This window comes from Desulfobacterium sp. N47, from assembly GCF_051233685.1.
Classification (GTDB): Bacteria; Desulfobacterota; Desulfobacteria; order Desulfobacterales; family RPRI01; genus RPRI01.
In genome coordinates this window covers 1-21,067 of the sequence record NZ_JBAMMY010000102.1, presented here as the reverse complement: position 1 = coordinate 21,067, position 21,067 = coordinate 1, and the positions used below count along the sequence as shown (strand labels likewise).

Annotated in this window: 14 protein-coding genes; all 14 read left to right on the top strand. The window is 42.9% G+C overall.

All coding sequences use genetic code 11. The features are described 5' to 3' along the window. Positions 1-148 precede the first annotated feature (148 nt). The 14 genes from VXK47_RS06540 (at position 149) to VXK47_RS06475 (ending at position 20,826) form a co-directional block, all read left to right on the top strand. Positions 149-466 (top strand): DUF1016 N-terminal domain-containing protein, encoded by a 318-nt coding sequence (locus VXK47_RS06540; protein ID WP_435547969.1) that lies wholly within the window; start codon positions 149-151, stop codon positions 464-466. 46 nt (positions 467-512) lie between these two features. Then, on the top strand, positions 513-677 hold the full coding sequence (locus VXK47_RS06535; RefSeq protein ID WP_435547968.1) for a hypothetical protein: 165 nt from the start codon (positions 513-515) through the stop codon (positions 675-677). Positions 678-681: 4 nt separating this feature from the next. After that, on the top strand, positions 682-1,512 hold the full coding sequence (gene dinD / locus VXK47_RS06530; RefSeq protein WP_435547967.1) for a DNA damage-inducible protein D: 831 nt from the start codon (positions 682-684) through the stop codon (positions 1,510-1,512). A 28-nt stretch (positions 1,513-1,540) separates the two neighbouring features. Continuing rightward, entirely contained in the window at positions 1,541-3,007 is a 1,467-nt protein-coding gene (locus VXK47_RS06525) for a hybrid sensor histidine kinase/response regulator (RefSeq protein ID WP_435547966.1), read from the top strand. After that, a complete protein-coding gene (locus VXK47_RS06520; RefSeq protein ID WP_435547965.1) occupies positions 3,004-4,446 on the top strand; it encodes a sigma-54-dependent transcriptional regulator in 1,443 nt (480 codons plus the stop codon). The genes VXK47_RS06525 and VXK47_RS06520 overlap by 4 nt, the downstream gene beginning before the upstream one ends. 501 nt (positions 4,447-4,947) lie before the next feature. Further along, on the top strand, positions 4,948-6,609 hold the full coding sequence (locus VXK47_RS06515; RefSeq protein WP_435547964.1) for a response regulator: 1,662 nt from the start codon (positions 4,948-4,950) through the stop codon (positions 6,607-6,609). Positions 6,610-6,867: 258 nt separating this feature from the next. Further along, positions 6,868-10,680, top strand: coding sequence for a PAS domain S-box protein (locus tag VXK47_RS06510; protein ID WP_435547963.1), 3,813 nt, complete (start codon positions 6,868-6,870; stop codon positions 10,678-10,680). Beyond that, entirely contained in the window at positions 10,680-12,785 is a 2,106-nt protein-coding gene (locus VXK47_RS06505; RefSeq protein ID WP_435547962.1) for an ATP-binding protein, read from the top strand. Before VXK47_RS06510 ends, VXK47_RS06505 begins: the two co-directional genes overlap by 1 nt. Further along, positions 12,782-13,144, top strand: a complete 363-nt coding sequence (locus VXK47_RS06500; RefSeq protein ID WP_435547961.1) for a response regulator — start codon at positions 12,782-12,784, stop codon at positions 13,142-13,144. The genes VXK47_RS06505 and VXK47_RS06500 overlap by 4 nt, the downstream gene beginning before the upstream one ends. A gap of 82 nt (positions 13,145-13,226) precedes the next feature. Then, positions 13,227-15,293, top strand: coding sequence for a response regulator (locus VXK47_RS06495; protein ID WP_435547960.1), 2,067 nt, complete (start codon positions 13,227-13,229; stop codon positions 15,291-15,293). Between the two features lie 100 nt (positions 15,294-15,393). After that, positions 15,394-16,662, top strand: coding sequence for an HD domain-containing phosphohydrolase (locus VXK47_RS06490; protein ID WP_435547959.1), 1,269 nt, complete (start codon positions 15,394-15,396; stop codon positions 16,660-16,662). A gap of 8 nt (positions 16,663-16,670) precedes the next feature. Continuing rightward, positions 16,671-17,702, top strand: coding sequence for an HD-GYP domain-containing protein (locus VXK47_RS06485; protein ID WP_435547958.1), 1,032 nt, complete (start codon positions 16,671-16,673; stop codon positions 17,700-17,702). 712 nt (positions 17,703-18,414) lie between these two features. Next, complete coding sequence (locus VXK47_RS06480; protein WP_435547957.1) at positions 18,415-19,629, top strand: Fic family protein; 1,215 nt, start codon at positions 18,415-18,417, stop codon at positions 19,627-19,629. A 417-nt stretch (positions 19,630-20,046) separates the two neighbouring features. Further along, positions 20,047-20,826, top strand: coding sequence for a hypothetical protein (locus tag VXK47_RS06475; RefSeq protein ID WP_435547956.1), 780 nt, complete (start codon positions 20,047-20,049; stop codon positions 20,824-20,826). Positions 20,827-21,067: the final 241 nt, after the last annotated feature.

Below are 21,067 nucleotides of genomic sequence, written 5' to 3'. Positions count from 1 at the left end.
ATTCCCGATAAAAATCACTGCTAAAATGGCAGGTGTTACAAGAAACTTGATTATGATGGTTTTTGTTTTTCGATTGTGATCAGGCCCCTTTGAGGGGCCAGCAATCGTAAAGCCTCCGGCTTTGCCGGAGGATGTTTACTTGCAAAATATGAGGCAATTTTATCTTACTTACTCAATTTACGAGACGACTTCTCGTAAATTTGCTTTGAGTTGGTCTCGCTACCTCAAACTGATGCGGATTGAAAACCCTGACGAACGTAAATTTTATGAGATAGAATGTTATCAGAATAATTGGTCGCTCAAAGAATTGCAACGCCAATTTGATGCTGCATTGTATGAACGTTTGGCTTTGAGCCGGGATAAAGATGCCGTGAGGCAGCTATCCTTGCAAGGCCAAATAGTTGCCAAACCTGAAGATGCCATCAAAGAACCTTACGTTTTTTTATGCAATCCGATGTTTTCATGAACAGAGCCGTTCAAATTTCGGAAAGTTCTCTTTCGCCGACAATCAAATGGAAAATATTGGCATTACAGGAATTCATCTTGCCAAAGAAAGAAAAACAAAAAAAATAACCGATGTGTTTAAACAATTTGATATTACAAGGGAACAACTTAAGCATCAAAAAACCACTCTAAGAAACCTGAAGCAAAAACTGTTAAGTGAGATTTTAGGATAACCCTATGAAAAAAGAACTCGTCGTAGAACTATTTGAAAAATTTGAAAGAGCCTGTTATATTTTCAACAATCTGGAATGCTGGAGCGCACGGGAATTGCAGGAAATTTTAGGCTATTCCAAATGGGATAATTTTAAAAATGCGATTGAAAAAGCTAAAAAATCATGTGAAAACGCTGGTGTTTCTGTTTCAGATCATTTTGCCGATGTCGGGAAAATGATCGAGATTGGCAAAGGCGGACAGCGTGAAATAGATGACATAGCCTTAACCCGCTACGCCTGCTATTTAATCGCCCAAAATGGGGATTCAGCAAAAAGTGAAATATCCTTTGCTCAAACTTACTTTGCGGTTCAGACACGAAAACAGGAAATCATAGAACAGCGGCTTTTAGATGTTGACCGTGTTATGGCACGCGATAAGTTAACAAAATCAGAAAAGAAGCTGTCAGGTATAATTTACGAGCGCGGCGTTGATGACAGGGGTTTTGCACTTATTCGTTCAAAAGGGGATCAAGCGTTATTCGGTGGTTTTTCTGCCAATGACATGAAGCGCAGGCTCATGATTCCGGGTGGCAGGCCATTGGCAGATTTTTTGCCTACGCTCACAATCAAGGCCAAAGATTTTGCGACCGAACTTACCAGCCATAATGTCATAGAAAAGGATTTATCCGGCGCAAACCGGATATCGGATGAGCATGTAGAGAATAACACAGCGGTTCGTAAAATGCTGATCGAGCGGGGAGTAAAACCGGAAGCCCTGCCGCCTGCGAAAGACGTAAAAAAGGTTCAGCGTAAATTGGACGGTAAATCGTATGAGTATATTAAAGAATATTATTAAATCAAACTTGATGAAATGGAATTAATATATGATTGATTATACTATTCTTCTGATTAATGAAGATGAGGATATCTATAAAGTACTTAGTGTGTCGCTTGACGATATCGGCTATAAATTTGTGGTTGCCGAAAATATGGATACGGCTTTTGATCTTATCTGTAAAAACAAACCTAATATTGTTATTGCCGATCTTAAAATGTCGGATACAAAAAGAGTAGAAATTATTAATAAGATGAAGAAGCAGGCTCCCGATATTGAATTTCTGATTATTGTGGAACATAGCGATGTCCAGGCAGCCATAGCAGGTCTTAAAAATATTGCTTCTGACTTTTTAATCAAACCTGTAAATAAAGAATTGCTGATAATCACTTTAAAAAGAGCAGTAGAACTGGTCAGATTGCGCGAGAACCTGAAATTTTACAATGATAATGAAATAATGTGCGATGTTCTGATTAATCAGATGATTCATGAAGAAGTGATAAAGATTGCACCGGACTATAAGATTCAGGATATTAATAATGCCATGCTGAATAAATTGGGAATCAAACGGGAAGATGCCATAGGAAAGTTCTGCTATGAGATTACCCATCACCGGAATATCCCATGTTCCGGTGTTGAACACCCTTGTCCGCTTGTTGAATCGATCGCAAACAGAAAATCATCTCAGGCAACTCATATTCACCTGGATAAGGAACGCAATGAAATATATTGTTTAATTTCCTGCTATCCGCTTATTGAAAATGAAAAGGTTACAGGTGTAATTGAGCTGTCACGGGATGTTACACGGGATGTTAAGATGCAGAAATCAATGCTGCAACAGGACAAGCTTGCTTCCATAGGCAGGCTTGCTGCAGGTGTTGCGCATGAAATCAACAACCCGCTCACAACCATTTTGACAACAGCCATGCTTATTCAGGAAGATCTTGAAAAGGACAATCCCATTTATCAGGAACTTGATATTGTTTCCAGTGAGACTTTGAGGTGCCGTAAAATTGTCACCAGTCTTTTAAATTTTGCCCGTCAATCCAAACCCGAGAAAAAGCAATATGATATCTGCGAGATTATGGAAGAGTGCGCTTTACTGACCAGAAAGCAGGCTGCTTTTAAAAATATTACCATTCATTTTTCCTGTGTCGATTCAATCCCGAAACTGTTTTTTGATAAGGGGCAAATTGAGCAGGCAGTAATAAATCTGATATTAAATGCTACTGATGCAGTAGATCCCGGCGGCAGCATAACTCTGTCGGTGTCGCTTAACCCAAAGAAAGACCAGGTTATAATAAAGGTTGCCGATACAGGTAAAGGGATACCTTTTGAGTTGATAGATAAAATATTTGATCCGTTTTTCTCCACAAAAGATGATGGCACAGGCCTTGGCTTATCCATCACCAGCGGTATTATAGAGCAGCATGGAGGAGCAATTTATGTAAGCAGCAAACCGGGATATGGTACCACTTTTACCATAGTACTTCCGGCAGGTTTAAAGGAAAAATGATGGCGGATGAACTTCCAAGGGTATTGATTGTTGATGATGAAGTAAATATCGGCAATGCCTGCGTAAAAATTCTGGCAAAAAATGACCTTGAAGTCAATTATGTAAAAAACGGACACGATGCACTGGCTATGATGAAAGCAATTTCCTTTGATGTGGTGGTAACCGATCTTAAAATGAGCCGTATGGGAGGAATGGAGCTTTTAAAAATTATCAAGGAGAGATATCCGAATACAAAAGTTATTGTCATCACCGGATATGCATCCATTTCATCTGCTGTTGAAGTTATGAAGTTAGGCGCTTTTGACTACCTGCCAAAACCTTTTACTCCTGTTGAACTTCGTTCGGTAGTACAGCAGGCTCTGTCTTCAGAGCCTTTACGTGCGGAACAAGCCTCTTCTTATTCAGGCAGGCAGATTAAAATGATTTCCCATCAGCTTGTAGGAAGAAACCATAAAATCAAGCAGATAGTTTCTATGATACAAAAAGTTGCTCCTACTGATTCCACGGTTCTTATTTATGGAGAAAGCGGTACGGGAAAAGAGCTTGTCGCCCGCGCAGTCCATGCCAACAGCAACCGTAAGGATGAAGTATTCTTTGCAGTTGATTGCGGAACATTGTCGGATAACCTTCTGTCCGGCGAATTATTCGGACATGTTCGTGGAGCCTTTACCGGAGCTTATCAGGATAAAGACGGTATTTTTAAGCGCGCAAATAAAGGTACCGTGTTCTTAGATGAAATAGGCAATATAAGTTATGAAATTCAGGGCAAGCTTTTACGGTTTCTTGAAAACAGGGAGTTTATCCCGGTTGGCGGGGCGGAAGTGCAAAAGGTAAATCTGCGCTTGATTTTTGCTACCAATCAGGATCTCGCCAGAATGGTTGAAACCGGAAAATTCCGCAAAGACTTTTACTACCGGATTATGGTATATCCCATAAATACGCCGCCTTTGCGGGATATACTTTCCGATTTGCCTGAAATCGCAGAGCGCTTTCTAAGATTATTTGCAAAACAAATGAACAAGCCTGTTAATGCTATTGCTCCTGAAGCAATACAGCGGCTCATGTTATATGACTGGCCCGGAAATGTCCGCCAATTGAAAAACGTAATAGAAAGAGCGGTAATTCTTAGTGAAGGAGAAATTCTTGAATCTATTCATTTTCCTGAAGTAGAACTTGCTGCCGATGTTAATGGGCCGGAATCTGTAATCATAAACCCTGAAAATCTGCTGGCTGTGACTCCTGTCACCAATGAAGAATTAAAGCAAAAGAAACAGGAACTCAGACAACAGGTTTCTCAGCAGCTTGAGAAAAATTTTATTTTAAATGCGCTTATTCAACACAACTGGAATGTTACCCTGGCAGCGGAAAAAGTTGGGATTCAGCGAACAAATTTTCAGGCTCTTATGAAAAGACATGGTATTCGCAGGCCGCCGAAATAGGGAGAAGGGACAAGGTTCGAGGTGCAAGGTTTGAGGTGCAAGGTTCGAGGTGCAAGGTTCGAGGGGGAGAAAAAGTTCATAAGTTGGTAAGTTCGTAAGTTCATAAGTTGGTAAGTTGGTAAGTTGGTAAGTTTGGAGGTTTAAGGTTTGAGGGAAAGATAGCTCAGAAGTTTATAAGTTGATGGGGAGAATAGGGGAAACCTGCTGCAAATTTTGGTCATGTTTTAATACACTGTATATTTTATTTATACAGATTGCGTCATAATAAGTATATGTATGATCAAGCAAAAATCCTTCCGTTGTTTCATGCATTCCGTATAATTATCCTATACACATTTCAAGATGAATCTTAATGGTCTTATTTTATAACTAATATAATTAATTAATTATAAATTGATATGTAGCTTTTGGCACATATTCTGCTTAGGTAGTATTCAAAAAGATAAATTATACAAAACTATTTTATATTTTAAATAATACTACAAGATAAGGAGGAGCGATATGGAACCAACAGCAAGAATTATGGTTGTTGATGATGAAAATGGTATTTGCCAGAATGTGGTAAAAATTTTATCCAAGAATAATTATAAAGTGGCATGTGCGTTAAGCGCAAAGGAAGCCCTTGAAAAAATGTCTGAAGAATCCTATTCGCTTATCATTTCAGATCTTGTGATGCCGGAAATGAATGGATTGGAGTTATTGAAAAGGGTAAAAAAAGATTATCCGGAAATGAAATCGCTGATGATGACAGCTTATGCGTCAACTGATACTGCTATGAAAGCTATCCGGCTGGGTGCTCTTGACTACCTGCCCAAACCCTTTACTCCTGATGAATTGAGAAGTACGGTTTCCCATGCCTTAAAAGGTGATCTGCCCAAGGTTCAGATACCTGCTGAAGAAGTTGAAACCATTGATGTAATTGATTTTGACATTCCCTTTGAAGCAGAAGAAGTGGCAAAATATACAGGTGATGATTATGTCAGAAGCCTTGGGCCTTCGGATATGCCTGTTATAGAGATAAAGCCTGTTGCAACTCTTGAATATTATTGCAAAGTTGGAGATATGGTGTGCGAGATTTTCAAGAAACTCGGGGCAACCTGTAAAGCAGGTGTGAAAACAACTGAATGTCCTCAGAAAAAAGGCAAGGCTTCATCAGCTAAGACCAAAAAAACGGATATATCCAAACTTGTTGGTGTTGATATGCCTTTTAACTATGACGAAGTGGTGTCTATAACCGGTCCTGAGTATTTGGCTAACCTTCACCATGAAGGGCTCTCTTTTGTGCCCTATGAAACATTGAAGAAAAATTTTGAAGATTCAGGCAGAGGTATGCAAAACATTGACGTTGATATGCCGTTTAACCGGAATGAAGTGGAGCAGGTAACCGGCAAGGAGTATGTGGATGTTCTGGGTCGTTCGGATACTCCGATGATTGAGGTCAGGCAGAGCCAGCCTCAGGATAATTATTGCCTTGTTGGTGAAATGGTCTGCGATATCTATAAAAAATTGGGAAATACCTGTAAGGCAGGTGTTAAATCCAGCCTTTGCCCCCAGAAGAAAAAGGCCAAAAAAGTAACTGGAGATGCGATTCCGCAACAGGACATTAAAAAACTCGTAGGGATTGATATGCCGTTTGACTTTGATGAAGTCGCAGAAGCCGCAGGTGTTGAATATGCGATGAACCTTCAGCCGGACGGCACTTCTATGCTTTCCTATGAACAACTGAAAAAGAATGTTGCTGCTCTTTCTGGAAAAACCGAAGATGTTGAGTATGGTAAACGGATTGATGCTGCTTTATCTAAAACCGTTCTGATAATTGATGATGAAATAGCCGTAAACAACAATATGCGTAAGATCCTGGCCAAAAAAGGCTATAAGATTGATCAGGCTTCGGACAAAAAACAGGCTCTTGAAAAAATAGGCTCAGGTCAATATGGACTGGTTTTGCTGGATCTCAGGATTCCGGGTGTTGAAGGGCTTGAACTTTTAAAGGCTGTCCGGACTAATCTGCCTGATGCGAAAATAATAATCGTTACCGGCTATGCCAGTATAGAAACTGCTGTAGAAGCCGCCAGGTTCGGCGCTGTTGATTATATTGCCAAACCTTTTACTCCTGCCGAGCTTAGAACTGCCACTGACAAAGCGCTTCGTATAGCCGCGTAATTTCTTCTTAAAGGCCCCCCTTAACCGGGGGGCTTTATAAAAATCAATTTCTATTTCCGCCACGCCATATATAAATATCAATAGAAGAGCTTATTGTTGGCTGATGATTATCAAGCTTAGTACCACCCCCTTTTTATATTCCAATTCCTTCTTGACAAATTATTAATAATTAAAGAAAATACTGCAGAAAGACCGCTCTTCTTATCCAAATGATAGTGATCCGAAAAATATTTCAATTGGCTGATGGGGAAATGCAAAATGATAGTTGACACTGGTAAAAAACCGGATCGCAATGGGAAAAATTTCTCATATATTCTGATCCTGCTTTTTTTAATCCTTACAGTCGGTATTGTGGCAGCAGGGCATTTTTACTACAGTAATCAGAAAAAAAACTTCCGGGCCGGGGTGGAAAGGCAGCTAACCGCCATTACAGATCTGAAAGTAGAGGAACTTTTGCAGTGGAGAAAAGAGAGGCTGTGGGATGCCTCTATCTGTTACAAAAACGTCAACCTTTCCCTGCGGGTAAAGCGATATCTTGAAACACCTCACAACCCTGATGCAAGAAGTAAATTAATGACGTGGCTTCACAAGGTTGGAGCTGCCAATCAGTATGAACATGTATTATTGCTGGATAAACGGGGTGTATTAAGCATGTCTGATCCGGTATCGACTGAACAGGTTCCTTCCCACCTTGTCAGAGATGTTTTTGAAGTCATCAGCTCGAAAAAGGTAACTTTTCTTGATTTCCACCGCGATTCGCCCGATCGTCCTGTTTTACTGGCGATACTTGTTCCTATCCTGGATGAAGAGAATAACGATCTTCCCCTTGGTGCTATCGTTTTTATCATCAATCCTGAAACTTATCTTTATCCCTTAATTCAATCCTGGCCAGTGGACAGCCGAACTGCCGAAACGCTTCTGGTTCGAAGAGAAAGAGACGATGTTCTTTTCTTAAACGAGCTTAAGTTCAGGAAAAACTCAGCCCTTAACCTGAGATTTCCCCTGAATCAGAGTCATGATCTGCCTGCTGCTATGGCAGTACGTGGAATTGAAGGGGTAGTTGAAGGAAGAGATTACCGTGGAGTTCCGGTGGTTGCCTGTGTCAGGGCCATACCCGATTCACCTTGGTTTATTGTCTCAAAAATGGATAGAGTTGAAGTATATGCACCGTTAAAAGAACAATTGTGGGTGATAATTATCCTTGTCGGCTCTTTGTTTGCCGGAACCGGCACAGGAATGAGCCTGATCTGGCGGCATAGACAGTCCCGTTACTACAGGGAGAAGTTTGAATCGGCCGAGGCTTTGCGGGCAAGTGAAGCCCGCTATCACAGCACAATTGACAGCATGATGGAAGGTTGCCAGATCATAGATTATGACTGGCGCTGCATTTATGTGAACGATGAAAGCCTCAGGCAAAGCCGCCGGACAAAAGAGGAACTGCTTGGTCATAAGATTACGGATGTATATCCGGCAAATATGGAAATAGCTGATATTATTAAACGCTGCATGGATGAACGCTGTCCGGGTTTCATAGAAAGTGAAATTGCTTATCCTGATGGTGATAAAGCATGGTTTTATCTAAGTCTTCGTCCTGTCCCCGAAGGATTATTTATCCTTTCTATGGATATTACAGCACAGAAACAGGCTCAAGAGCGCGAGAAGCATTTAAATGCTATTATGAGAGCCATCAGAAAAGTTAACCAACTCATAACCAAGGAAAAGGATCATACCAGGCTGATTCAAGGGGCATGCTATAACCTTGTTGCAACACGCGGTTTTAGCAGCGCCTGGATATTACTCATGGATTCATCAGGAAAGACCGTACACCTGGCGGATTCAGGCTTAGGGGAAAATATCAGACAATTGAAGGAATTGCTTGAGCAGAGCCAATTGCCCCAATGCGTCCGGAAAGCCCTGAACCAAGTAGAAGTTATGATAACGAACGATACATTCATTGATTGCCCGGATTGTCCCCTATCCTCCTTTTACAAAGAAAACGGCGATTTTTGCGTAAAGATAGAATACGGGGGAAAAATCTATGGGACTCTTGCAGCCTCAGTGCCTAAAACATTTTCCATGGATAAGGAAGAACAGATGTTGTTCAAGGAAGTCGGAGATGACATTGCATTTGGTCTTTACAATATTGAGCAGGAAGAAAAACAACGCCAAATGGTAAAGGATCTAAGCTATTCGGAAGCGCGATACAGAACCCTTTTTGAAGGTGCGGCCGAAGGTATTTTAATAATTGAAATGGAAAACAGAACATTTCAATATGCTAATCCTGCTATCTGCAAGATGCTGGGGTATACGCAGGATGAATTGAAAAAAATGGGTGTTATGGACATTCACACTGAAAGTGATTCTGGCCGTGTGATATCCGAATTCGAAGTACTGGAAAGACAGAATGGCGGACTGGCAACAAATATCCCATGCCTCAGAAAAGACGGGACAATCATCTATGCAGATTTTAATACAACCCTTACATCAATCGACGGAATCCCTTGCCATGTTGGTTTTATTACAGATGTTACAGAAAGAAAGAAATCCGATGATGCGCTGCAAGAAAGTGAGGAGCGGTTCAGGATCCTGTTTGAGTGTGCCCCGGATGCTTATTACGTTCACGATAGTGAGGGTAAAATTATTGACGGCAACATGGCTGTAGAAAAGTTGATAGGCTATACTAAAGAAGAATACATCGGAAAGAGCTACATGGAGCTGGGATTACTTTCTCAGGAAGAACTTCTTAAAGCATCCGAATATATAAGCAAAAATACTCATGATCTTCCAGCCGGGCCGGATGAACTGGTTATCAACCGGAAGGATGGAAAGCAGGTATTGGTTGAAATAATGACCTATCCTTTGGCAATAAGAGGTAATGGTATGGTGCTGGGAATTGCCAGGGATATTATGGAAAAAAAGAGCCTGGAGCAGCAGCTCAGGCAGTCCCAGAAGCTCGAAGCTATCGGCATTCTGTCCGGGGGAATTGCCCATGACTTTAACAATCTTCTTACAACGATCATAGGAAATACAGAGCTGACCCTTGTAGATATCCCAAAAGATGATCCTGTCCGGCAAGGGATCGAGGAGATCATGGCTGCAGGTGAGCGTGCCGCCTCTCTGACACGGCAGCTTCTGGCTTTCAGCCGGAAACAGGTGCTTCAACCAACGGTGATGTATCTCAATGAAACAGCTTTGGACATGGAAAAGATGCTTTGCCGGATGATTGGAGAAGATATTGAACTGAAAACTATCCTTGCCCCGGATTTAGGACAGATAGAGGCCGATGCGGGACAGATCGAACAGGTGATAATGAATCTTGTAGTTAATGCCAGAGATGCAATGCCGTATGGCGGAAAGATTACCATAGAGACAGAAAATGTAAACATCGATGATGGGTATGCACATACCCATGTGGCTGTAATACCAGGCCCTTATGTAATGTTGAGCATTAGCGATACCGGAGTTGGTATGCCGGACGAAATCAAGGCCCATATTTTTGAGCCTTTTTTTACAACAAAGGTAAAAGGGAAGGGGACCGGTCTTGGGCTTTCCACCGTTTACGGTATCATAAAACAAAGCAACGGAAATATCTGGGTTTACAGCGAGCCAGGTAAAGGAACTACCTTCAAGATCTATCTGCCCCGGATCGAGAAACCGTCATCGGATACAGAACTAAAGGCTGAAAGAACTGATATACTGACCGGTACGGAAACCATTATGGTTGTTGAAGATGACGAGATGGTTCGCAATTTTATTGTAAAAGTCCTTGAGCATTATGGTTATAAAGTTCTCACAGCCGCAAACGGCGAAGAGGCTATTCAAATTTCCGGGGATTATCATGAACCCATTCACCTCACCCTGACGGATGTTATCATGCCCGGGATAAGCAGTCAGGTCATGGAACTGAGTTTAAAATCTTTAAGGCCTGAAATGAGGGTGCTTTATATGTCCGGCTACACAGACAATACTATTGTGCACCATGGTGTTCTGGATTCCGGAAAGGCATTTATTGGTAAGCCTTTCTCCCCCGAATCTCTGGGTCGCAAGGTGAGAGAAACGCTGGAGGATTGATGATTGCATATCGGCGAATGAAGATTGGCGATTGGAGATTGAATTCAGCTTTATTCATTTTTACTTTATTGTTTTTACTATACTTTATTAGTGCATATGCAAACGCCGGTGATCGGGTAGTGAAAGTCGGGGTCTATGAAAATGCACCGAAGATTTTCACCTCCGAATCCGGCAAGCCCGCCGGCATATTTATTGATATTATCGAGCACATCGCGAAAAACGAGGGTTGGAGACTGCAATATGTGTCCGGCGCCTGGGGGGAAGGATTGTACCGCCTGGCCAAAGGCGAGATTGATCTTATGCCCGACGTTGCATATACGGCGGGCCGGGACAGGATATTTTCTTTTCACAAGACGCCGGTCATGTCCTCCTGGTTTCAGGTATATGCCCGCAAAGGCAGCGGGATTAAATCCATATTGGATCTGGGCGGAAAACGAATCGCAGTTCTGGAGCGTTCCGTTCAGCAGGAAGCCTTTGTCCGGCTTGCAGACGGCTTCGGTGTAAAAATCACCCTCATTTCCGTGCCGGATTATAAAACAATTTTTGAGATGGTTGCAGGCGGTAAAGCAGACGCTGCGGTTACCAACTGCTTCTACGGGATGATGCATGCAAAAGATTTTGGCCTTGAAGACACTTCCGTTATTTTCGAACCGTGCGAACTCTTCTTTGCGGCCCCCAAAGACGCAAATGAAAAACTACTGGCCGCAATTGACAAACATCTTTCGGATCTTAAAAAAGACGTCCAATCGGCGTATTATGAGTCATTGAAGAAATGGAGTTCGGAAGATGTTGCCTTTAACTTGCCGGCATGGGTTAAAATTCTCGGCCTTGTCGCAGGCGCTGTACTGCTTGTGAGCCTGTTGGGAAGCATTATTTTGAAGCATCAGGTGAATGCGCGCACACATGAACTGCGGGCAAGCGAGAGAAAATACCGCGAGCTGGTAATGTTGGCCAACAGTATCATCCTGCGATGGTCGGACGATGGGCGCATCACTTTTTTAAATGAGTTCGGCCAGAGATTTTTCGGCTATTCTGAAACGGAGATTCTTGGTCAACATGTGATTGGAACCATAGTTCCGGAAAATGAGACCACGGGCAGGAACTTACGTCCTCTGATGGAGGATATCTTAGCTGATCCGCAAAAATTCGAGCGTAATATCAACGAGAATATGCGACGCAATTGCGAACGGGTCTGGATCGACTGGACGAACAAGGTTGTGCTCGATGAGTCTGGCCGGATAAAAGAGATTCTTAGCATCGGTTCCGACATAACCGACCGCAAGCAGGCCGAAGAGCAGATTAGCCGGCTTAATAATGATTTGCGGCGGCATGCAAAGGAGCTGGAACAACGCGTTGCGGATCGCACCGCAGAGTTGGTTATTGCCAAGGAACGGGCAGAATCTGCCGACAGGATCAAGCCCGCATTCCTGGCTACCATGTCTCACGAACTACGCACACCGCTTAACTCAATCATAGGTTTTACCGGCATCATGCTTCAGGAACTGGCCGGCCCTCTTAACGAAGAGCAGCGAAAACAATTGACAATGGTTCAAAGCAGTTCCCGCCATCTTCTATCCCTGATAAACGATGTGCTGGACATTTCCAAAATCGAGGCGGGTCAACTGGAGCTTTCCGTTACATCCTTTGAATTGAGGCCGTCAATTGAAAAAATGGTTAAATTGGTTTTGCCTATGGCCAAAAAGAAGGGGCTTGATCTGAGGGTTTACATCGCAGATGATATCAATACTGCAGCAACGGATCAGCGTCGTCTGGAACAGGTAGTACTTAATCTGCTAAACAATGCGGTAAAATTTACAGAAAAAGGATATGTTCATATTTCATGCCGCATCGAAAATGATAAATATCTTCTGTCGGTTTCAGATACAGGTACAGGCATACGGCCTGAAGAACTTTCCGGCCTTTTTCAACCTTTCCACCAGATTGATACAGGGCTTACACGCAAATACGAGGGTACTGGTCTCGGACTGTCCATATGCAAGAGGTTGCTGGATATGATGGGTGGAACCATTGATGTTCAAAGCCAATGGGGTAAGGGCAGCACCTTTATCGTGCGCTTTCCGGGCAAGACAGGAGGTTTGATATGAACGGTACGCTGTTGATAATTGAAGACAACCAGCAGAATTTATATATGATGCGGTTTCTGCTGGAAAAAAGCGGTTTTACTGTGGTTGGTGCTGAAAACGGGCGGGATGGTATCGACAAGGCTCTGTGCCACAAGCCGCTGGCAATATTGCTGGACATTCAGCTTCCTGAAATGGACGGATATGCCGTCGCTGCGGAACTGAAAAAACATAGAGAACTGGATGAAGTGCCCATCATCGCTGTAACCTCGTATGCTATGGTGGGAGACCGGGAACGGATTCTGGCTGCAGGAGCGACGGGTTATATAGAAAAGCCCATTGATCCGGAGACGTTTGTGGGGGAAATCAGGAAATACCTATAGATTTTGGAATTTGGATTTTGGAATTTGGAATTAGGAAACACCATGAGAAATTCCAAAATCCAAATTCCAATTCGGAGGTTTCATGAATATTCTAATAGTAGATGACAGAGAAGATAACAGGTATCTGCTGGAGAGCCTGCTCAAAGGTAACGGCCATGATGTCGAGGCGGCTGCAAACGGTGCCGAGGCGCTTGAAAGGATCAAGGCCGGGGAGATCGAGCTGATCGTCAGCGATATTCTCATGCCTGTCATGGACGGATTTCAGTTGTGTAGAATAGTCAAGACAGATGAGCGCTTACGTCATATTCCTTTCATTATTTACACAGCCACATACACCGGCCCAAAGGATCAGGAGTTTGCCATCAAAATTGGTGCAGACCGGTTCATTCTAAAGCCTTGCGAGCCGGATGTATTTATGGAGGCTATTCGGGATGTGATGACAACTGCCATGGACCATCATATTACTTCGATTACAACGCCGGAGCATGAAGAGGAGATGCTTAAGCTTTACAGTGAAAGGCTAGTTAGAAAGCTTGAAACGAAGATGCTGGAACTGGAAAAAGAAGTTCAGGCGCGACGGGAGGCCGAAAAGGCTCTTCGTGAAAGCGAAGCAAGGTTGATTGAGGCACAGAGACTGGCAAGGATGGGTGATTTTATCTGGGATGTGGAAACCGGTAAGACTACATGGTCCGATGCGCTGTTTGATCTGCTGGGATACGATAAATCCGACACCATCGATTATGACAAAGTTCATGAGAAAATCCATCATCCGGATGATCTGGAACGTGTGAATCAATGGCTTGATAGATGCATCACATCCGGTCAGGATATACTGTCTCCCAATGAGTACCGGATTGTTCGCAAAGACGGTGAAATTTTCTTTGTCCGTACCGTTGGCAATATCAGGCGAAGGCCTGGGAAAAAGCCCGAAATTTTTGCAACTGTCCAGGATATCACCGAGCATAAACGCGCTGAAGAAGATCAAAAAAGTCTGGAAGAGCAGCTTCGACAGTCTCAGAAGCTCGAGGCTGTTGGTCTTCTGTCGGGAGGAATTGCCCATGATTTCAACAATCTTCTTACAACGATCATAGGAAATGCGGAGCTGGTTCTTATGAGTATTCCAAAGGATAATCCGTTGCGTGAAAATATTGAGGGGATCAAGGCCGCCGGGGAACGATCCGCCACACTGACCCGACATCTCCTATCTTTCAGCCGGAAGCAGGTTCTTCAACCCACGGTAATAAATCTCAATGAAATAGCTTTGAATATGGAAAAGATGCTTTGCCGGATGATTGGAGAAGATATTGAAATGAAAACTATCCTTGACCCGGATTTAGGACAGATAGAAGCCGATTCGGGACAGATCGAACAGGTGATAATGAACCTTGTGGTAAATGCCAGAGATGCAATGCCGGATGGTGGAAAGATTACCATAGAGACGGCAAATGTAGATTTGGATGAGGACTATACCCGTTCCCATATAGCCGTAGCACCGGGCCCTTATGTGATGTTGAGTGTGAGCGACACGGGAACCGGCATGTCCCGCGAAGTTCAGTCCCAGATTTTTGAGCCCTTTTTTACGACCAAGGGAAAGGGAACGGGTCTTGGGCTTTCAACCGTTTACGGTATCGTGAAGCAAAGCAAGGGGAATATCTGGGTTTACAGCGAGCCCGGAAAAGGAACCACCTTCAAGATTTATCTGCCCCGTGTTGAGAAACCGGCATCAGGAACAAAACGGAATGCTGAAACAACGGATACCCCGACCGGTTCGGAAACCATTCTGGTTGTGGAGGACGATGAGATGGTTCGCAATTTTGCTGTAAAAGTTCTGAAAGGATACGGCTTCAAAGTTCTGACAGCCGCAGACGGTGATGAAGCTATTAAAATTTCCGGAGAGCATCGGAAACCCATTCATCTCATGTTGACGGATGTTATCATGCCCGGAATAAGCAGCCGGGACATGGAGGAGAGTTTAAAATCCTCCAGGCCGGAGATGAAGGTGCTTTACATGTCCGGCTACACTGACAATACAATTGTGCATCATGGGGTGCTTGACTCGGGAAAAGCATTTATCGGCAAGCCTTTTAGTCCCGACTCTCTTGGGCGTAAAGTAAGAGAAATGCTGGATTTCACAAGAATAGCAAAATAACGCATTTAAATTATTGTATTTTTATGTATCTTTCCGGAAAAGCAAAATTTTATTCAGTTTCCATCTAATAAACACAGCTAAAAGGAGAATTATAAATTATATGAGAAGCTCTGTCAGAGTCAACCTGGGGAATCTGCTCCTTTCATTGTCTGATGCAATGGAACTGGCCGGTCCTGAGATCGCTCAGCATCAGCAGAGAACGGCATTCATAGTGTGGCAGATGGCCAAGGCGGCCGGATTCCCAAAGGAGACGGTAGAAGAGATATTCATAGCAGCCCTTATGCATGACATAGGAGCTCTATCCCTGGAGGAAAAGGAATCTCTTCGCCTATCCGCCCTCAGGGACAAGGGGGAGAGCGAGGTGGCCACGCATTGTATACGGGGTAAGGCCCTACTTCAAAAAGTGCCCTGGCTGAAATCCTCGGCAGATATCGTGCGATACCATCACAAATATATTCAGGAATGGGATGAACCCATCGATACGCCAATTGTATTAAAATCGCAGATGCTGGTGTTGGCAGACCATCTTGAAAGATTTATTCAGCGGGACAAATACATTCTGCATCAGGAAAAGGAGCTCGTTTCCGGAATTAACTCCATGAAAGGCGAAAGATTCCACCGGGAGGTCGTGGACTATTTCATGGCGGCTGCCGGCCGCGAAGAGTTCTGGCTCGATTTGACCTCTCCCAGGCTTTATTCCATTCTTCTTCATGAGGGTCCTTACAGGAGCCCGGAAGCAGACATACAGAATCTTTTTTCTTTTAGCAATGTTTTCAGAAATATCATTGATTTCAGATCCCCGTTTACAGCCACGCATTCTTCAGGGGTTTCCGCATGCGCAGCATTGATGGCAACGATATTCGGCCTGACCGAAACGGAAACCCGCTTGATGGAAATCGCCGGGGATTTGCACGACCTTGGCAAACTCGGAGTCCCCAACAGGGTTCTGGAAAAGCGGGGAAAGCTGGACGGTGAGGAATTCTCCATTATAAAGTCTCACACTTATTTTACTTACGCGTTGCTGAATACTATCGGAGGGCTTGAACAAATAAGTGAATGGGCAGCATTTCACCACGAGAAACTGGATGGCTCCGGGTACCCTTTTCACTGCAAATCAACAGACCTGGATACCGGAGCACGTATCATGGCAGTTGCAGATCTTTTCACAGCCATTGCCGAAGACAGGCCGTACAGAAAAGGGATGTCCCAAAAAGAGATTGTAAAGATCATGAAGCAGTTTTCAGACAGGAAAGTGCTGGACCCCAAAATAATCGATCTTCTCATGGCGCATTATGACGAGATCGATAGTCACGTTAAAGAGGTGCAAGCTAAGTCTCTGGAGTTCTATAAACAACAGTTCGTTATTTAGGAGTATATATGGAACCGGCGATAACAGGGAAAAAAATTCTCATAATTGATGACGATGAATCGGTTCTTCGGACACTGAAGCGTATTATAGATAAGATCCGGCGGGAGTGCGTATTGGCAAGCAGCGCGGAAGAGGCGCGCCGCATCCTGGAGCAGGAGTCATTTGATTTGGTCCTGTGCGATATCCGGCTTCCCGGAGAATCAGGCATGGATCTTGTCAGGCATATCCTCTCCGGATATCCTGAAACCGCCGTGATTGTGGTAAGCGGACTAGATGATCCTGATGTGGCGGAAAAGGCTCTGGAGATTGGGGTTTACGGCTTTATTGTCAAACCTTTCAAAGTCAGCGAGGTGATAATAAATGTTTCCAATGCCCTTAGAAGGCAAAAACTGGAGAGTGAGAGCAGGCGCTACCGGGAAAATCTGGAACAACTAGTGGCTGTTCGTACAGAAAAACTTCAGGATACACTTGATGGACTGATTAAGGTTGTTGCAGGTATTGTGGAATCAAAGGATCCTTATACGGCAGGCCATCAGCGCAAGGTTGCCGAACTTGCCTGTGCCATAGCCTGTGAAATGGATTTTGCAACGGATCAGGTAAAGGGAATTCTTATGGCCGGTACGGTACATGATCTTGGCAAGGTTGCTGTTCCTTCTGAAATTCTAAGCAAACCCGGCCGGCTCAGCAATATTGAATTTGCTATAATCAAGGAGCATCCCCAGGTGGGCTATGATATTCTGAAGGGAATCGATTTCCCATGGCCGGTTGCCATGATGGTTTTGCAACATCATGAAAGAATGGACGGTTCCGGATATCCCTGCGGATTGAAAGGAAATGAAATTCTTCCTGAAGCAAGAATCCTTATGGTGGCCGATGTTATGGAAGCTATGGCTTCACACCGTCCATACCGCCCTCTAATCGGTATTGATATAGCTTTGGAGGAGATCGCAAAAAACAAAGGCATCCTTTATGAACCTGATGTTGTAGATGCCTGTATTAATTTGTTTTCAAAAAAGAATTTTTGTTTCACATCTTCATAGAATAATATATTAAAGTGCATTATCCTCTGAATGCTGAAAATAAATGGGCGGGAACAGGGTGGATAAAAGCCTTTGAATAGCTCTGCCCTTTTTGAGCTTTTTCTGTAACTGAGTTTCGAGCCAGGTCTCTGCTGTGCTATTGGGTACATCGAATACTTGGGATGAGCACAGTTGAAATTGCAGGTATATTAAACATGAGCCAGCCTGCGATTAGTCGTTCTTCGAGAAGGGGCGAAAGAATCGCGAGAGAAAATCGATTTGAGCTGATTAATGATCGGAACGCATAAAAGCATAGACGTCCCCACCATTATACTAGCTTCCTGAAAACAATAGATTGTGCATTCTGATGAAACTTGTAGATTTCTATCATAAATAATGATAACTATCGAATCTAACCAGAAAATAAAGCACCGTTTTAAAATTTAATTAAGGGGTGTGGATAATTTATTGTGAATGATTTACAAAAAAGAATTATAAAGGCAGGAGAACAGATTTGGGTCACCCATTAAAGGTCAGGTCACCTTGAATAGTAATTCAATATTCACTGATCAAGGTTTTGACACTAGTTGCCCTCGGTACAAAAATATCGGCCAATATACCGGCCAAACTTTCAACATAATCAATAATTCACATTTAAAAGAGTATTCACAATCAATTAAAGCATAAGGATTTAATATCGGCCAAATTACTGGTATATGCTTGGAGGATCAACATGGAAGATGGTTTTTATATAAAAATTTCGGAAATGGAACCAATGATGCCTACTGATCCTACGGGAGAACTCGACGATTTGGCGATTGAGGTGATTCGTAAATCAGCCTGCATTAGTGCCGCTGTTCATCCGGTTACCCGAAGAGGAGTAGTGGAATTAGTAAGAAAAATGAACAGCTACTATTCCAATTTAATAGAAGGGCACAACACTCATCCTGTAGACATTGATCGAGCTATGCGAGAAGACTTTTCCAGTGATCCTGCAAAAAGAGCAAAGCAATTGGAAAGTAAAGCACATATAGACGTTCAGAAATGTATCGAGACCCACATCGAAAATGCTCCGGAAACAGTCATTACAAGCAAGAGTTTTTTGTGCTGGATACACAAAGAATTTTATAAGCGGATGCCTGAGGAGTACCTTGTCATACAACGTGCAGATGGAAAAGCTGAAAAGGTGATCCCTGGTAAAACAAGGGAATTAGAGATTGAGGTTGGGAGGCATTTGCCACCTAAATCAGAATACCTATGCGCTTTTATGAAAAGATTCGAAGAAGTCTATGACCCTCAAAAACTGAAGGGTTTAAGTCAAGTTATTGCGGCGGCGGCATCTCATCACCGCCTTGCATGGATTCATCCTTTTCTGGATGGCAATGGGAGAGTTACACGCCTTATGACTCATGCCTACCTAAAAAAGGTAAAAATAGATGGCCACGGCTTGTGGACTGTATCCCGAGGTTTTGCAAGAAATCGAGAAGATTATCTTACTTCCTTAGCAGGAGCAGACCAACCTCGCAGAGGAGACCTGGATGGCCGGGGCAATTTGACACAAGCCGGACTGTTGGGGTTTTGTAAATTCTTTCTTAAAATTGCTATTGACCAAATTGACTTTATGTCAGGCCTTTTGGAATTGGATGGAATGCAGAAACGAATACAAGCAGTGGTTGATCGTCAAGTTTCTTTTGGTGCACTGAAACCTGAATCGGGGCATTTACTAAGAGATGTATTTTTACGCGGGGAAATCCCTCGCGGAGAAATCCCGAATATCATCGGAATGCCTGAACGTTCAGCACGTAGGGTCGTCAGTAGTTTACTGGTAAAAGGATATTTAGTTTCCGATTCGGAAAAAGGGCCTGTAATGCTCGGTTTTCCAACATCCATGGTGGGGTATTATTTTCCTCGCCTTTATCCTGAAGGAGTTGAATCCAATCTTGATTAGCCCGTACCGGAGTGCCCAACCAAGCGCGGCAGACGTTCTTCGCTTCGCTCTCAGCCATTTCTCTTTTTCTACCCGTAATTCTCAATTCCGACAACTACTCTATACTAAAACTTTGTGAAAGCAACGTTTTCCTATGATTTGACGATCTTAAAAATTAATACGGTTTTTATATTTAATTCTTCCTGTAGTCAGCAGAAGTCGTATCACACCCAATATGCAATCTTTCGATCGACAATCCGCAAATATTTTTCTTCGTAGTGTATTTACCAGCAAGGTGTGAAACTTAAGAAACCGGATCAAGTCTGCCTTTGTCACTGCGACATATATTTTTCTATATATTGACCATAATACAATTCCCTGTTGACAGATAAAGATTGCCATGGTCAGGTTGCTGTTGATTCAATGGAGGGATTAAAAATGGTGACGAAGAAGACAATAGATGAGATGAATCAGATTAATAGGGAGTTTTGGGACAAAAAGAATGGTCGAGATAAAGATGAGGATAAGGCAATATATGACAAAAATATATATGAAGAGAGAATTGTTGCGTATGGGGATATTCTGGGCTGGAGTATGGCAGCAAAAAACTCTGAGTGTAATGACCTTCTAAAAGTCGTTACCTCGATTGAAGATTTCGCAATTAATTTTTCTCCATCGGTTAAAAAAACATTGCTGGAATCGCGGGAATATTTCACAAGGTTTGTTAATGAACACTCCTGTATTGAATTTTCTTTTTTTTCCGATAGCTTTGTCGTATCTGCTCCAGTTGCTTACGGAAAGAGTGTATTTAAGATTATATCGAGGGCCAGTGATGATTTGCTTCATAAAAAATTTTTGACTCGTGGAGGTGTTACAATTGGAAACATTTATCATCGCGAAAAGATAATATTTGGCCCTGCCCTAATTGAAGCAGTCGAAATGGAGAGTAAAGTTGCGTTGTACCCGCGTTTTATTTGTAGTGAAAAATTAGTTAAGTTTTTAGATAGCACAACTTATAAAGATGAAGTAGTCTTACAAGACTTTCCTCAAAGCTGGATTGTGAATGTCGCATGTGGAAGTCCCATTGTTTATGATGAACTAATGGCTATCATTATAGCTGAACTCACTCAGACAGATAAATCTGAGAGGTATTTACGTAAATGGATGTATATGCGAGAGATCTTACAAAAAATGTATGATAATCGAAGACCGCAATAAGCTGAAAATAAACCCTATTGTAGTATGAAAAGCGGAAATTTGAGCCGACCACGATTGATTCAACGCTTGTGTTGGTTGTAATTATTGGATACATTATCACAATCTAAAGTTTCACCGAAATGATGCATGGTTTACTCACGCGACCATCCGTAACAGCGCGTCCACGAAAGATTTTCGGGAGAGTTTCTGGTTTTTGTTGCAAACGGCATTAAAATCATCAGCCAACGCGGCCTTGGCGATG